This window comes from Alteromonas sp. HB246098, assembly GCF_054890645.1.
In genome coordinates this window covers 122,662-138,868 of the sequence record NZ_JBTZUG010000005.1, presented here as the reverse complement: position 1 = coordinate 138,868, position 16,207 = coordinate 122,662, and the positions used below count along the sequence as shown (strand labels likewise).

12 protein-coding genes are annotated in these 16,207 nt (G+C 42.6%); 4 read left to right on the top strand and 8 right to left on the bottom strand.

The window, feature by feature from the left end; translation table 11 throughout:
* Positions 1–409: 409 nt before the first annotated feature.
* The 4 genes from ACYTPF_RS12370 to ACYTPF_RS12355 form a co-directional block, all read right to left on the bottom strand.
* Entirely contained in the window at positions 410–2,179 is a 1,770-nt protein-coding gene (locus tag ACYTPF_RS12370; RefSeq protein ID WP_461852413.1) for a purine-cytosine permease family protein, read from the bottom strand.
* 779 nt (positions 2,180–2,958) lie between these two features.
* Positions 2,959–3,900: a tagatose kinase gene (locus ACYTPF_RS12365; protein WP_461852412.1), complete on the bottom strand. Its 942-nt coding sequence runs from the start codon at positions 3,898–3,900 to the stop codon at positions 2,959–2,961.
* Between the two features lie 40 nt (positions 3,901–3,940).
* Positions 3,941–4,762, bottom strand: a complete 822-nt coding sequence (locus ACYTPF_RS12360) for a DeoR/GlpR family DNA-binding transcription regulator (protein ID WP_161569384.1) — start codon at positions 4,760–4,762, stop codon at positions 3,941–3,943.
* Between the two features lie 1,074 nt (positions 4,763–5,836).
* Complete coding sequence (locus tag ACYTPF_RS12355) at positions 5,837–6,064, bottom strand: type II toxin-antitoxin system Phd/YefM family antitoxin (protein ID WP_461852411.1); 228 nt, start codon at positions 6,062–6,064, stop codon at positions 5,837–5,839.
* Between the two features lie 222 nt (positions 6,065–6,286).
* On the opposite strand from ACYTPF_RS12355, the gene ACYTPF_RS12350 reads away from it, so the two are divergent.
* From ACYTPF_RS12350 to ACYTPF_RS12340, 3 genes are all read left to right on the top strand, one after another.
* The gene (locus ACYTPF_RS12350) at positions 6,287–6,643 is read left to right on the top strand and encodes a RidA family protein (RefSeq protein WP_461852410.1); all 357 of its coding nucleotides are present in this window, start codon (positions 6,287–6,289) and stop codon (positions 6,641–6,643) included.
* Positions 6,644–6,837: 194 nt separating this feature from the next.
* Entirely contained in the window at positions 6,838–7,626 is a 789-nt protein-coding gene (locus tag ACYTPF_RS12345) for a lipase family protein (RefSeq protein WP_461852409.1), read from the top strand.
* 90 nt (positions 7,627–7,716) lie between these two features.
* Positions 7,717–8,790, top strand: coding sequence for an ADP-ribosylglycohydrolase family protein (locus ACYTPF_RS12340; RefSeq protein WP_461852408.1), 1,074 nt, complete (start codon positions 7,717–7,719; stop codon positions 8,788–8,790).
* Positions 8,791–8,917: 127 nt separating this feature from the next.
* On the opposite strand, the gene ACYTPF_RS12335 is transcribed toward ACYTPF_RS12340, so the two are convergent.
* A complete protein-coding gene (locus tag ACYTPF_RS12335) occupies positions 8,918–10,006 on the bottom strand; it encodes a Gfo/Idh/MocA family protein (RefSeq protein WP_461852407.1) in 1,089 nt (362 codons plus the stop codon).
* Positions 10,007–10,294: 288 nt separating this feature from the next.
* Between ACYTPF_RS12335 and ACYTPF_RS12330 the strand changes: the two genes are divergently transcribed.
* Positions 10,295–11,458, top strand: a complete 1,164-nt coding sequence (locus ACYTPF_RS12330; RefSeq protein ID WP_461852406.1) for an AI-2E family transporter — start codon at positions 10,295–10,297, stop codon at positions 11,456–11,458.
* Between the two features lie 194 nt (positions 11,459–11,652).
* Here ACYTPF_RS12330 and ACYTPF_RS12325 read toward each other — a convergent pair whose 3' ends face one another.
* The 3 genes from ACYTPF_RS12325 to ACYTPF_RS12315 all read right to left on the bottom strand — a co-directional run bounded on the left by ACYTPF_RS12325 (position 11,653) and on the right by ACYTPF_RS12315 (position 16,101).
* The gene (locus ACYTPF_RS12325) at positions 11,653–13,398 is read right to left on the bottom strand and encodes an alpha-amylase family glycosyl hydrolase (protein ID WP_461852405.1); all 1,746 of its coding nucleotides are present in this window, start codon (positions 13,396–13,398) and stop codon (positions 11,653–11,655) included.
* 377 nt (positions 13,399–13,775) lie between these two features.
* Entirely contained in the window at positions 13,776–14,273 is a 498-nt protein-coding gene (locus tag ACYTPF_RS12320) for a DUF6644 family protein (protein WP_461852404.1), read from the bottom strand.
* 10 nt (positions 14,274–14,283) lie between these two features.
* Positions 14,284–16,101, bottom strand: a complete 1,818-nt coding sequence (locus tag ACYTPF_RS12315; RefSeq protein WP_461852403.1) for a DUF6152 family protein — start codon at positions 16,099–16,101, stop codon at positions 14,284–14,286.
* Positions 16,102–16,207 lie beyond the last annotated feature (106 nt).

The following is a 16,207-nucleotide window of genomic DNA, read 5'->3' as shown; positions in this document are numbered from 1 at the left end:
TTTCATTTTTTGATGGTAACCTTGGATTTACTGTTCGTAAAGTTATTTCGAAGATTTCGTAAAAAAAAATATTCTAACGAAAGGAAAGGTAAACAATGATCGTTGCGAGCGGTAATATCCGCTAAGCGAAAATAAGAGGTTTAAGATGCGGGTTGTTAACTTGCCATCCCCCGGTAGGCGAGGATACGGCGAAGACGGCGTGTATAAGGGCTGATTATTTACGGGTGCTTAATTGCGGATTCATAGTGTAAATAAGCAGGCCATAATTAACATTATGGCCGCATAACTTATCCTAGGGCTGGGTCACTGCTGATAGAAGATTACTTCCTATACCACTATACAAGTGGCAGTTAGCGTTGCTAACTCAACGTATTATCAATACGCGCGTATGTGGCCAAGCCCTATTCACTTAGGCACTGTGTTCAGCCATTGATTGACTGCGACTATTCAAGCGCGTAGCAGGTTGTTCCGCTTTATTGAGGGTTTTATGGCGTTGTAGCGACCAATATGCCGTCACAAAGTAAATAACCGTACAAATAAAGCATGCTATTTCAAACTGAGATTTATGCATGGAGTAGATGCTCATGCTGTCACTAAAAAACATCACTTGGCTGGCAAAGGCAAAAATTATAAGTAACGAAATAGTAGAACAGCCGTTCAATACTTTCGTAAATAGTGAGCTATCTTCTAGGGGGGGCTGCACGTTTTTCGCCTGTTCTGCTTGGTAAGCTTTTATGTTTTGCAGCTCTTTTTCCTCAGCCTCAATTTCTTTACTGTAGTTCTCACCTGCGCCATATTTTTTAGCCAGTAAGGTGTAAACGACAATAGTGAACAACCAAGTCGGTATAAATAAATAGTAAAATGACATTACATCAATGATATTCAGACTAACGCCAAACACTAGCGCCAGCACCCACGATGCAATAGCTGGAACGCTGCGAGTAATGTTTTTATATTTAGCCCAATAGCGGGTTAAACCAATTTTAGGAAATAAAACATGCTCAGCAAATACGATACCGCCAACGGGCACGACCAATAAACCTGCGTAGGTAAGTAGTGGCAACATTTGAGAAAATACAAACGGGAAACAAGCAATAATTACGGTAACAACACCAACAATAGCGGTAGTACGTTCGCGAGACTGCGCCACAAAAATAGATTGTGCAGCAAGACCAGCGCGGTAAAGATTTGCGTTTGCCGTAGTCCAACCTGCGATGATAACAACCACAAAGCCCGTCCAGCCTAATGCGTGATAAGCAACATCGCCAGGATCAAGAGATGATATTGTGGTTTTTAGTAACACCGCTACACCAGCTCCCATAACTCCTGCAGCGATCCACGCTAAGTAATGACCAAAAAACATGCCCACACCTGAAAATAAACCGTACCGTTTACGTTTAGCAAACCTAAATATTGCCATATCAATTAAGCCAAAGTGGGTAATAGAGTTTGCTGCCCACGCAAAACCAATAACTTCTAATAAACCAATACCTGGCTCTCCCTGTGCATTAGTGCCGGTCCATATGGAGGCGTCTCCTATTGCTATAAAGTCACCAAAACTATTTAAAGCAGTGGTGCCCAATACATAGTTAGAGAGTTCAGGAAATAAAACAAATGAGCCGGCTAAAAAGATAACAAATAGCCAGGGCGCACAGATTTTAGAAAAGTCTGCCACAGTGGAAAAGCCATACATAGCAACAAACACAACAATTGAGCCAACCGCTAAAACAATTGCTACAAACGATAAACTATTTGGATACCAATCTAGCTGTGCCGGAATGTTAAACAAAAACCTCACCGCTGTTGCCGATACAGTGATCATTGCAGCGGATATCACACTAAATATAACCACATTAGCCCAGTTATAGAGCTTGGTCATCGAATTACCAGCAATCTTATTAAGGTAGTTGTATATACTTAAACGTGTTTCTACCGCAATGGGAGTGGTAATCAACCACCATGAACACATCGCTAGAAAATTACCAATGAGTAATCCTAGTAAAATATCGATGGTAGATGCGCCCAGCGCCACGAAGGTTGCACCAATCACAAATTCGGTTGCCGCTACATGCTCACCAGCAAATAGGCCAGCAAAGTGTTTCCAACCGTGCAGTTTGTGGTTAGCAACGGGAAGTTGCTCCTCATTCACATTGTCTAATCTATGTGTATTTATCGTCATGGATTTTCCTACTATTACAGATATTGTCTGCTTATAACTTCGTCACACTAAATTGTTCATCGCTCCCTACTTTTGCATTATTCATGGTCGACTGGCGTCGAGACACAACTCACAAAAATAGTTTTTACAATAGCTACTTGTGTATAAATAACGCTCAAATAAGATAATATTGATGCTACTTCGATACTTTTTAACCAGGTAATTCACTTTCGAATAACATGGTGAACATTTTCTGCTAGCGCTCAAAAGTAATCGTCTACTAAATAAACCATTAGCGAGTGCGTAAATAAAAAACGATAAAAGCATTAACTTAAAAAACATACGTGAAGCTTTACTTATGCTTAACGCACGATAATAAGTGCAATACTCGGTTTAACCCCCACATCAAATCGAAAGCATCGAAAGAAAAAAGCTTTCATTTGTTAATAGTAACGCTGCGGCTGGGGTACGTAAAGAAATTTCGAAGACTTTGTAAACAAAAACCTTCACTCGAAAGGTTAATAAAGCAAGATATGCTTGAGTCTACAGCGGTTAATAGGTTAATTATTTTCACGCAGTGACGTTGTAAGGAAGTAGCGAAGAGATAGTAAAGAGGCAGCAGGATAATGGTGAGCCTAAGCAGAGGCAGTAAAAAAACGTGGTGAGCACACTTTATACATTTGCCTGTTTGTTACCGCTCGGGATGTAAGGGGAAATCAAGCCATACTTAAGCTTTTTCAATTACTTAGCGAGAAAGCCCAGTGAGGGTTAGTCACTGGGCCGTGTATGGCTGCCGTTGCTTATTTGGCGCAGCGCTCAATAAAGGTATCAAGCTCGGAAAAGGTAGAGGTGCCCTCCATAGGGCCTTTTCGTGCCACCGCTAACGCACCTGCGGCATTCGCATATCGTAGTGAATCTTCTGGTGACATTCCCTTAAGACGGCATACCACAAAAGCTGCGCCAAAACAGTCGCCAGCGCCTGTAGGGTCTACCTCATCACTGGCAAAAGGGGGAAGTGATATTAGCTCACTGCGGTTATAGAAGCTGCCGCCGTTACGACCACGCTTAATCGCAATTTCGCGCACGCCAAGATCAAGGATTTCCTCAATTGCTTCATTTTCTTTATTAGAGCTGGTCAGCATAGAAATATCGGCACCACTTGGTAAAAATATATCTGTATACTCTAAAATGAAATTAAGCGCCTGACGCATTTCAGGAATTTTTAGCATTTCTTTACGGATATTAGGGTCGAAAGAAATAGAACCACCATTATTTTTCACTATTTCAATCGCTTTTTTCATTTCGTCAATAATACGGAACGAAAATAAAGACGACCCCATAACATGGAAGTGTGTACAATTTTTAAGTAACAACTCTGCCGAAGGGGTTAGCGAAAAGTGTGCACATGCGCTATTCGTATAGTTGAAAATAAAGTCGCGTGAGCCATTTTTTTGATAAGTAACAAATGCCGTACCCGTTGCAATTTTTTTGTTAACGCTAATACCACTGATATCGACGCCATCGTTACTTAGCCGAAACATATTAAGCGCACCAAAGTCGTCGTCACCTACGCTGCTGATAATGCCACAAGGTTGATTTAGCTTCGCTACTTGGTCAATAAAAATAGCCGGAGCACCGCTAGGGTAAGGGCCTGCTAATGCGCCCGGCTGTCGAAAACTTTGACCGACTTCTGTCGTCATAATTTCCACTAAAATCTCGCCCATGGTCACAATTTTGTTCATTTACACTCCATTATTATACTGCCTAAGGTACGCATAATAGTTAACCGCCACTATATATATTATAACTACCCTGAGTGCTGGTATTTGACATATCTGCTTGCTGAAGTAGCGCAAGCTCTTCATCCCCCAGATCGCAATTAACAATGAGCGTACTCAGTTCGCTTAAGCGACAGACAGGATACCCTTCGCATGCAGAGAAACCTACACGTGAAATTAAGCCGATATTTTTTTCTGCATGACTGACAACATCGCGATATAACCGCGCCATAGCCGCATTTTTAACGGTAAGATAGCCCTCTTCGTTTACGCCCATAAACTCAATGAAGCACTTGTTCACTAACTGCAGACGCACCGCTTGTTCAGCAATAGGGCCTACCAACGCAGTGCAGTCATCAATCACCGCACCACCCAATATTTGTAGGTCGCAGTTAATAAATTGCTGCACAGTGGGAACTATTTCATAGGTATTTACAATGAGTGACAAGCTTTCGTGAAGCGCCAAAAAAGGCACCATTTTATGTGTTAATTCACTCGCGCCTAAAAAAAGCGTATCGCCACTTTCGGCGCTATTGGCGGCCAGTTGCGCTATAAACGTCTCATCAGCCTTACTTACTGTAGACGACGAGGTTGCTTCAACTGGGTAAGATTGGGACGAGCTTGAGTTAGGATTATATTTCGCGCTACCAAACGAGCGCACAATAAACCCCTGCTCTTCTAAATAGTTGAGGTCGCCACGAATGGTGACCGTAGAAACCGAGAATTGCTGACTTAAGGCCTCTACTTTCACTTCGGTTTGTTGGCGAATTACATCTAAAATTTGTAATCGGCGCTTCAGTGAACTATTTCCAGTCGATCTGACCAAACTAATCTCCCTCAACAATCGGCCAGAACGGCACTGCTAACTTTACATAATTAAACGTTTACAAAAACATAGGTTTGTTTAGCGCGGCACTTCTTTGCCCTGCTTTTGATGTATAGCTTGAATGTAAAATTCGAACTATTCGAAAATAAATACTTACAACCGCGAAATACTAACGCCAAGGCCCCGAAGGGTCAAGGTGATGAAGTATGGGCCTGAAGGTAAACGTCTTGATACTTTAAGTTAATGACAATTTTTCGAGATAGCATTATTTGAAGAAGACAGCAAATAGGACAGTCACTTCCTCTGCTGATGTCCAGTTGGATTCTGAGCTAACTCATGACTATTGAAACACCCCATCCATGCAAAGAATTTGCAAAGTTTTTCAACATGCTTTAACTTATTGATTTTTAAATATAAAAGAATGCAGTATCTTTTCAAATTCCGTTGCTAGCGATAGCGTGGCGGTTCAAGTCCGCCCACTGTACCAAACATTAAATCAACTTTTCAGTTGTTTTTTTTGTGTCTGAAGCTCAGTAAATCGCCACGCAAGCGTGTCGGCCGAGTGTCGGTCCAATCAAAGCCCGCCCACTGGTACCATCTCATCTTTGTAGAAGTAGATACTGAAACCGACTTTTGAGTCGGTTTTTTGTGTCTAAAAGAAAGATAACCTACCTGACAAAAGCGGCTCTACCCCATAACCGGGGGATCAGTATTTATCCTGTTCTATTAATTTGGGGTAAATCAGACGAGTAAATTAACTTTAAACAAAAGCTTTTTCAGATCTTGTCTAGAATCAAAAACTAGAAGAAGAATGACTGTCTTTGTAGACTCTTCAACTCGGTAAAGCACCACATTATGACTATCGACAAGAAGCTGCCTGTATTCGGTTAACCCTAATTCCAGGAGCCTGTCGCTATGAGGCGCAGAATACGGATTTCCATAGAGTTGAGACTTAACTTTTGATTTGATAGCTCGCTTGGCCTCGTTTGCAACATTGTGATTAAATTTTCTGGTTAAAAAGGCATCCAGTTTTTCAAGCAAAGTTTAAAAACCGGTGTCATTTTTATGCTATATTCAATCGTCGTCAAATGCTTCATCCAGATCAAATAGCCCGTTCTGTCGCGCACTGCGTTCTGACAAGTTTATGAGTTTTAATAATGTTATAGTTTGTTGCTGTTCTTCGTAGTCATTCGCATCCTGAATAACATACTTTGGCTTGCCATTTTGCGTGACCAAAATGGGATTATCCAATTCCAGATGATTCGCATGTTCCTTAATGTAAGATACAGTTTGAGTTTTCATGACAATCTCTATTGGTCTAAATATAGACTTATTATAGTCCGATAGACGAGGAATGAAACGGATAGACTTCCTAGTGGATTGCAATATTTTCATGATGTACCCATACCGGAACATTTATTTAATCAATACTTCATTTGGTACTGCCTAACAATTGAAGTCCCCCACCAAACCAATTAAAGTCGCTCAACATTCCCCCCTAAATTCCCAAAAAGGCTTTAATTGATGAACATTGAACGAATGGAAACCAAGCAGCGCATGAGTCGCATTGTGAAGCACAATGGCGTTATCTACTTATGCGGGCAAGTATGTGCAGATGCCACGCAAGATATTACCCACCAAACTCAAACCATGCTTGATAAAGTGGATAGCTTACTTGTTCAAGCGGGAAGCGATAGAAAGCATATGCTTTCAGCGACCATTTACCTTAAAACCATGGATGATTTTGCGAAAATGAATGAGGTATGGGATAACTGGGTACCAGAGGGTTATGCTCCAGCGCGAGCTTGTGTTACTGCCGATATGGCACGCGAGGCACTGCTTGTAGAAATCTCTGTTGTTGCAGCTGAGATTGCAGAATAAGCATAGAAATTAAGAACTGATTTTAGGCTCTATGATTATCGGTATGCCCACACATAGAGCCAACCATTCTAAATTTATTCAAATATTTCTCGCCGTCATATCTCTGAAATAAATATCCTATAGCGTATAAGGTTCTCTGAAAGTGCCGTCAAAAGCACTATTTCAAAATGCACATTGCTCCGATATGAGTTTTCATGAAGAAATTGAAACGCTATCAATACGAACGATATGCCATCCTCTGTCAACTCGCCTACCCCGACGCCGACGCGCAATACGAAAAAATACTAGATCCTTTTCATGAACGTCATCTTGTCGATAAATACGGTAGAATGAGCGTAAGGATATTGTGGGTTGAGAACAAAAAAGAAGTCATCATCGTTTTTCGCGGTTCGTTAGGCTTCAAAGATTGGTTTGCCAACCTGTTTTTCATACCCTATAAATTGCACCAATTAAATAGAAATTTCTTTGTCCACTGGGGGTTTGCCCGATTGCTTGCGCAGCCAATGTACTCAAGTACAAAAACCTCTGATGACGCCTTACCGCTCAGAGAACTACTCGTAAAAGTATTAGAGCCACTTCGTGCACAAGGCAAACGGTTTTCATTTATCGGTCACTCATCCGGTGGCGCGGTCGCCGTGCTCATGGCCGATTATTTCGAAAGACGGTTCCCTAAGTCAGTAAAAAGAGTGGTTACCTTTGGGCAACCTGCTGTTGGCACCCGCTCTTGGTACAAGCATTACTTGTTACACCATCGAACGTATCGCATTTGCTGCGACCTAGACGTTATTACCTTTATGCCTCCCTTCCCTTTTTACTTCTGGCATGTGGGTAAAATGCTGTGGCTGCATGATGATAAAATTTATGAAAACACGCCTACTCACAGGCGATTTTTAATGTCTCTTAAAAGCTGGTTGTTGCGCCCTATTACCTACCACTACATGCGGAAATATATCCGCAACAAGTCGTTGTTTGACGAGCATTAAAGCGATCATTTTTAGCCATTTGAGCGTAATTTAAATGAGTTAATACACGCATACCCATCCAAATGAGTTAGTTGGCAGGCGAGAGGAAAGATGGCTTCACTAATCATAGAACGCGCAAGAGCAGCACTTAAAAACGCATTTGTCGGCGACGCACTCGCTATGCCAGTGCACTGGTTTTACAACCCAGCTGATATCTATAAAGCATTCCCATTAGGAATAGAACAATTTGAGGATGCGCCATCCTTTCATCCCTCTTCAATAATGTCGCTGCACTCCACACAACAAGGCGGTCGTGCAAACAAAGCATCAGCTAGCCAAAAAGAAATAGTGGGTGAGGTCATTCTTAAAGGAAAAAGACAGTACTGGGGTAAAGACAACGTTCATTACCATCAGGGAATGAAAGCAGGTGAAAATACGCTTAATGCCCACTGTGCTCGTATCGTTCTAACATGTGCCCTTAAAAGCTATGATGCAAACGAGTTTTTAAACCAATATATTAGCTTTATGCGCGCTGACAAACCTAGTCATCCAGACACCTATGCCGAGTCTTATCACAGAGGTTTTTTCGCAAATCTCGTACAGGGCATTCCGGCAGAAAAATGTGGAGCGGTTACCCACGATACAGCCTCAATAGGCGCATTTGTATCAGTAACCCCTCTAGCGATAGTAGAAGCTGCTAAAAATACCGCGCTTAGCGATATCAAACACCTGTGCCGTGAACATTTGTATTTAACTCATCCCGATGAGTCCTTAGCTTCAGTCTGTGATTACTATGTAGGGCTGATATACAAATTGGTTCACCGCCAAGATGAATCACCCAAGGATATTCTAGAAGAGATTGCGGGTAAGTCAGCACGTATGAACTTAGCTTCTCTTACGGCAAAGAACAAAAGCGATATTGAAGTTGTTGGGCGCATGTATTCGCCAGCATGTTATATCTCAGACGCCTGGCCCGCCGTTTTGTATTTCGCATACCGCTATGCAGATAATCCGAAAAGAGCGCTTATAGCAAACACTAATGTGGGCGGTGACAACGTGCATCGCGGTTTTGTTTTAGGGGCCATACTAGGTTTAATGCACGGGGCCGAGATAACTTCATGGTTTAGCGAGTTAACAGACGCGAAAAAGCTAAACTCGCTAATCGATTCTCTAGACGTTGAATGACTCAAGGGGGAAGTTTCGTAACTTGAAGCTTCTTACATTCAAGGCGAAGCGAATGCCAAACCTAGCATTTCATGAACAACTAATTATTGATGCTTCGCTTGCGCCTATTGAGCGCGGTGACAAAACGTTACAGCCTAACTGTTTGACCCGTTTTCGCCGCTTCAAATATGGCGTTAACAATCTTAATATCAGCAAGCCCTTCACTACCGGTTACCATTGGCTGGCGCCCAGTTAATATGGCTAAAGCGTCATTATCCATTTGAAGCGTTTGCTGCATACCGTTAATAGGTGGCAGTGTTTTTCCGTCAGACGTTGTACCCGTTACACCGTTATAGCTCTGCATTGGTTTTAGCTGATACCAACCGCCTTCACAATCAGCTTTAAAATGATTAAACCCTTTTACTACGCTAGTGCCGCAATCTGCCACCAGCCCGTCACCAAAGTCCATGGTGAATAAGGTAGTTTCATCAACTTCAGTGAATTTTTCGGGGAAACGTTGAGGAGGATGACTACCGGTAACAGACAAGGGCTCTCGCCCCGTTAAAAAACGAGCACTGTTTATCGCATAAACGCCCATGTCATATAGTGCACCGCCTCCCATATGCTTTTTCATGCGCCAGTTGTCTGCCGCTCTACCCTGCCCGGCATAACCCGCAAAGCTCGATACTGCCGTTATATTTCCATAGGGTTTCGTTTTTAGATACTGACGAAATGCGCGTGTATTAGGCTCGTGCTGCATGCGATAGCCGATAGACAAAGTCACATCATTTTTATTACAGGCATCGATGATAGCTTGGCACTCCTCACTATCCATGGCCATTGGCTTTTCACACCACACGTGCTTTCCTGTATTTGCAGCCTGCACAGCAAAGTCTTTGTGCGTACCTGTGGGCGTTACGACATAGATAACGTCAATATCATCATTATCCGCAATCTTAGCCATAGTGCGGTATGTGTATACGTTGCTATCCTTAATTCCATGCTTTCTTTGCCACTTGGGAATTTTTTCTTCGCTACCTGTGATGATTCCTCGCAGCTCACAATGCTTGGTGTGCTGTAGCGCAGGCGCTAACAAATTTGTGCTGTAATTACCTAAGCCAAGCAAGGCTACGCCTAGTTTCTTCTTAGGTGGTTGAGCTAACAAATAAGGGCTGTGGGCAACGAGCAAACCAGAACCCGCTAGCTGAAGAAAATGACGACGAGTGATACGAGGCATTAACCTTCTCCATAAGAAAAGAATCCATGTATGGTTTTAGTAGTGTTTTACTTGTTTAAATAGATCACTCACAAATTGCCTAATAGGATAAGAAAGCTCATCACTGCAGCTAATATTATTTAAAAAGTAATTAGCTCTTAACTATTATTTCGAAACCTCATTTGTTGAAGTTTATGGTCTCGTTTCATTAATCTCAGCACTGAACTTTAATTATGAAATTTTCGTAATATTCATACTGGAATTACACCTATATATGCGCGAAAAGCGCTTCTCACCAAAGGCTAAGACATGGATAACGCTGGCTCTATTAATGAAAAACAAAAAAAGAATCTAACTGGCGCGTACCCTAAAATAGCCAAGCAAACTAAATTGCTGAATACATTAGTAATCTTCGCTTTTATTTACACTATGTACTTGGCGAAATCTTTACTTATTCCGCTGTTCTTTTCTGCCTTTATCGCCTTACTATTAAGCCCACTTGTTGCCATTGCTCGAAAAGTTTACGTGCCACGGACGATGTCGGCTGGAGCATTAATTGCGCTATTGGTGGCGCCTTTCACTTTGTTAACTGTTCAACTTGCTGAGCCCGCCGAACGTTGGCTACATTCACTCCCTAAAATAGCTTCTGAGATCACTGAAGAAATAGAAGAAATTAGCAGTAGTATTGATGCTTACACGACACCGCCTTTGGCTGAGCCCGTAGAAAAAGAGTCGTCTATTTTTGACTGGTTTGGCGATGATAATGAACCGGAAACTCCCGTTGCTAATCCCGATACCGCAAACTCAGTAAAAGATAAGATTAAGCAAAGTAGTATTGATATGGGATTAACACTGTTTAGCAGTGCTCCCTTCCTACTAGCACAAGTACTCGGCTGCATTGTATTAATTTTTTTCTTATTAGTTTTCGGCCCTAACCTATTTCACGTTTTCATTCGAGATTTCCCAGTGGTTACGGATAAAAGACGAGCACTGGTATTAGTCGATCAAATCCAGCGAGAGCTTTCTGCATACATAGTAACTATCAGTATCATAAACACATGTTTAGGTCTGGCTACCGCTGGTGCATTTTACTATTTGAAGATTGAAGACGCGCTTCTGTGGGGAGCCCTTGTGGCGTTAATGAATTTTGTGCCCTATTTAGGTGGCATTGCTAGCTGCGTCGTTCTGCTAGTTGTAGGGCTTGTTCAATTTGGTCTTGTAAGTAGCGCATTTTTACCAGCAGGTGTTTTTCTAATTTTAAATATTATTGAGTCTCAGCTAATCACTCCAGCTGTGCTAGGGCGTAGTATGCAGCTCAATCCGCTAATTATTATAATTTGGATCGCCATCACAGGGTGGCTATGGGGTGTGGTAGGCGTGTTACTAGCAGTGCCTATATTGATGTGTATTAAAATTATTCTTGAAAACTTAGGTGTTTTTAACCATTGGATAAGGCTTCTTGAATCGAAATAATAGGCTGTGTGTTGATAAGTTAATGAAGCCTTAATCGAAAAGCCTATGTGGGCAAGTATGAGCATTAAAAAGGCCTAATGGGCTAGGTTTTACCCCATTATATTTCATCGCCTTTAGGCCTTTTCTTATCTTAATCAAGTGCACACCAAACACGTTAACCCGCTGTGTAGGTGAGCATTTCCTCTCTTAAAGCGTTAACCTAAGCTACTTCGCTCGGTCAAAATAAGAACGCCGAATGAGGGTAGCCTGACTCTTCCATTGTCTATATGAATTTCCTGCGTACATAGTCCATCAGACCAAGCAAATAGACAATGGGGATCAGCCGGCCCACCTAATAATTGATACTCATCTATTTCTGCGCTACCTAAATGAAGGAATACCCACACGGATTCATTGGCAACGTCGTTAAAACGGCGATAGCCCAGCACTTTGTTTTTAGTGTCATGATGAACAATCTCTGTATTTTCGCCAGTTAGCCCAGAGGTCGCTTTAACCTCGCCTTTGCGTATCTTAATCAACTCGGTTATTGCTTTTAGGTATTCATCAAAACTATCCGTGCGTGACCAATCTAAGTCTTTTGTATCGTTAAACCAGCCAGTCTCTTTGAACTCCTGCCCCTGAAATAGCATAGGTATGCCAGCACTTGTAAGCACTAGCGCTGCCGCTAAAATTCCTTTTTGACGTGCAAAATAATCGTCATCTACATTCCCTGGTGCAATTTCTTCCACCAACCGGGCTTTACCATTAGCCACTTCATCGTGAGATTCGGTATAGACCACTCGCGAAAAGGCGCTGCCGCTATATTGTTTGCACAGGGCGCTAACGAGTGTATCAAGATTTATATTTTCATCGTTTGATTGGGTAAGCACTTCACGTACAGGGTGTACAAATGCGGCGTCCCATTGCGCCGTGTAACCACAACCGCCTTCCTCTACAGAATTTGTAATGTAGTCGTGCTGATGTAGATCTTCAGCAATTGTCATTTTTTCAGCGCATGCTTGTTGAATACGCCCATTTATTCCCTTAATGAGTTCATAAGCTTCTGGAATATCATCTTCACCTGAGTCTGCTCCAGAGACGGTACGCATAAAAGGCACCATGTCCATTCGCAAACCATCAGCCCTAAACTCTTGAAGCCACATCATGGCGTTGTCGGTAATATAATCTCGTACTTCTTGACGGCCATAGTCAGGGCGGGTGTCACCCCATGGGGTACTTGAACGTTCGTCGTTATAGAAATAAATTCCGCCCTTGTCGTTCTCGCTCCATCCGTCAAATTGCCAAATATCCAAGTCGCTAGGACCAAAATGGTTGTACACAACGTCCATTATCACGCCCATTCCCAGCTTGTGAGCGGCGTCGATAAAACGCTTAAGACCGTCTGGCCCACCATAAGCTTCTTCAACAGCAAAGGGGCAGGCTGGGTTATATCCCCAGCTTATATCACCTGCAAATTCGTTCACCGGCATGAGCTCTATCATATTTATGCCGAGTGTGGCCAAGCTATCTAGCTTCTCTATCGCCGTGTCGAATGTCCCTTGCTCACCGTTCTTACGGTGAAAGGTGCCAATATGAAGCTCGTAGATAATTCTTTGATGAATAGGAACTGGTTTAAAGTCTTCTACTTCCCAACTGAAGGCATCATCATAAATAACGCTATTGCCTACACTATTGGTCATCAACCTTGCTCTCGGGTCGTTTTTAAGAGCGCTGTCACCCTTGCCAGTTGTCACCTCATACTTGTATTCATGGCCACATGCAGCTCCATCGGCTTCACACCACCACACACCGTTGTCCTGTCTCTGCATACTGATTCCCGGGCGATTCCAGTTATTAAAATCTCCGGTGAGTGAGACGTTTTGTGCGTTAGGCGCCCACACGGAAAAACGATATCCATTTTGTGTTTTTACTACACCTGGACCTATTGGATTTTCACACATTTTATTAGCGCTCCAACGCGAAGGGTTGAATAAAAAAGAGGATTGCATCGCGAAAGTAGCGACGACTCAAATAGAGTCCGTTGGATGTGCAACTCAAATGCCAATAACAAGTGTGGCTGAGCCCTTATAACTCAAGGGTTTCTAATGCTGCGTCACCCTGTGCCGTTCAATTTTGCGTAGTTTTTACACATTGATTAGTAAAATTGGTGGCGAGTAAGTTAGGTACTGACTGCATCTGGGTAAATGGAATATCAATAAAAAGAGTTGTTCCTGCGCTAGCTAGCCAACCCTTACGAGATCACGCGTTGCATAGCGGTTTAACTTAATAACCGCCATGCAAAGTGACAATATGGAAAGATTTAATAAATGAGTTTTGATTAAGGTGTTTCAACATAAGGAATAAAGCGACCTAATACAATAACGCTCAACCATAGCGCTAGGGATAACCAGGCCACTACCGCTGCTTCTTTGCCTCTCGTTGGTGGCTGGTGAGTCTTATGTAGCTGCGGTTTTACTCTTTTTACAAAGTAAATCGTATTAACACCGGCTAGCCCAATAGCCAGCATCTTAAGCCCGAAAGCAAGGTTAACTAGGTATCGTCCAGGGTCGCCAAATACAAATAAAACACCCGATATCAAATTAATAGCAAAACCGATAAGGGCAAAACGAAGAAACAACTCAACATTGTTTAGCGGAACTTTTTTGGCAACACCTACAAGCCTCAAATCGACGACAAGTAAAGCCCCAAAAAGCATGCTTAAACCTAAAAAATGTGCCATTTCTAATATTGGAAATACTACAGCATTGTCCAAAACGAAATGATTAAGCTGGCTTGATTTTAATGTATCGATCACTGTGGATAGAAAAGTATTCATTTTTACGCCCCTAACCTGTGTAGCCAATCAAGCGGCCAGCAATAATAGCAAACACCCAACAAAGCAATGCGACGACAGCCAGCGTCTTATGACTTTTATCGTTTTCGCTTGGTGATGACATCGCTTTTTTGACCATCAACTTAGTAAAAGTAAGTCCCAAAATGACCATTACAATTTTTACTCGAAAAGCTAAGTTGAAATACAGCTCGGAAGCGTTACCGAAAAACAAAGCTGAACCCGATAGAAAATTAATCACGAAACCAATCAAGCCTATCGACCAATAAGGAGTAAAAGATGAGAGAGGTATCGTTGATGCAAATCCTAAGACACGAGCACATAACATCAATGAAACGCCCACCATAATCGCCATACCAATTGCATGCAGCGACAGGATAATGGGATAGCCCCATTGCGTGCTTGATACAGTTGTTCCAATTTTTGTTTCTTCAAGCCAATACAAAAGCGGTTTTACCGATTGATCTGCTTCAACTTTTTCTGAGGCGCGTGTTACACCTACACCACCTAAACTGTCTGACCCTCGTTCAGCGGTTAGATCTTCACATTCGTAGTCTATGTATTTGTCATTGGTGAAGGTTACCTGATCTTGCCCTTCCATTGGTGACGCTAAATATAGTGGGTCTGTTATAGTATATTTTCTGGTTAAAACAGTGCCATCTTCACTTAACGTAAAGCGCTCTACTATGGTCATTTGTGTACTATTCTTAGCTGGAGAAGGTGGGCCAGGTCTTCCCTCAGGGCCACTTCTACCAGCACCAGACGCACCTTGTGCACTATCAGGTCTAGGTGGACGTTTTTGTCGCTCTCCTTCTTCTCCCGGTGGCGGCCCACCTGGATTACCTCCAAGAGGTGCCATGATCCATCCTTCATCAAACCCTGTGGTTGTCACAACTAATTCCTCGCCTTCCCAATGTCCTTTAGAAAAACCGGCGCGATTAGGTTGGTAGTCTTTTGGAATAGTAGTGCCATCTAGGTAAATTGTACGTTTCAAATTCATGAAGCCGTAAGTCAACGTAATTCGTTCATCTGTTTGGTCAATACGATTGACCATCATATCGAACCACCAGTCCATAATGATGTTAGTTGGCTCACATTGATATCGAGGATTATCAGCAGATGTAGCGCCTTCGACCGCTATTTCTCCAGCAGGTGTTAGCGTAGCTCGACTACCTCCTCCACCTGGAGGGCCTTCCCCTGAACGAACCATTACCCAATTTCCAGCAATATTCAACGAGCCATCTTCGCGAAGGCGCTCACGCGAAATCAGGTCTACGGTCTGCTCTGGTGACGCGGCGTCAAGATGGTCGTCCTCATCATGGTGCTCGTCATCATCATGATGGTCGTCCTCGTCATGGTCTTCTACATTATAATCTTTTGACGGCTCGTCTTTTACAGCACCTTCACCGTTTTCAATAACGTTTCCATTTTCGTCAAACTCGCTGTTTCGAAATGCGACAACACCATTTTCAAAGGTGATTTCTTTCATGTAACAAGTAGTAGGATCGGTTCTGTCTGGTGAACCCTTGATGGAAATGAAGCTACCCGTTTTAAAGAGCGACTGAGTCCAGCCTCTTCGCTTTAACAAAGAACCAGACTGTAATTCGCACCGTTTGTTCGTAACCTTACCGGTTTCATCAATTGAGTCGAAATACACGTAAGCATGTGGGTTAACAAGACGAACCCTAGTGATGTTACCGCTAAACTCGACCGTTGCATTGGTATCGAATTGTCCGCTACTTCCGTGATGGGCGTGTGCTGATAACGAGGTTAATAGCGCAGCAAAAACACATAGATAAGCAAGGTGCCGCATTACTTTTTCCTTGATAAATAGTTTTGTTCGGGTCACTTGTCACCTAGATTGGAAATGGTTTACAAGGTCAATGATATGTCTTTGGTTTGTAGGTAGATCATAGTAA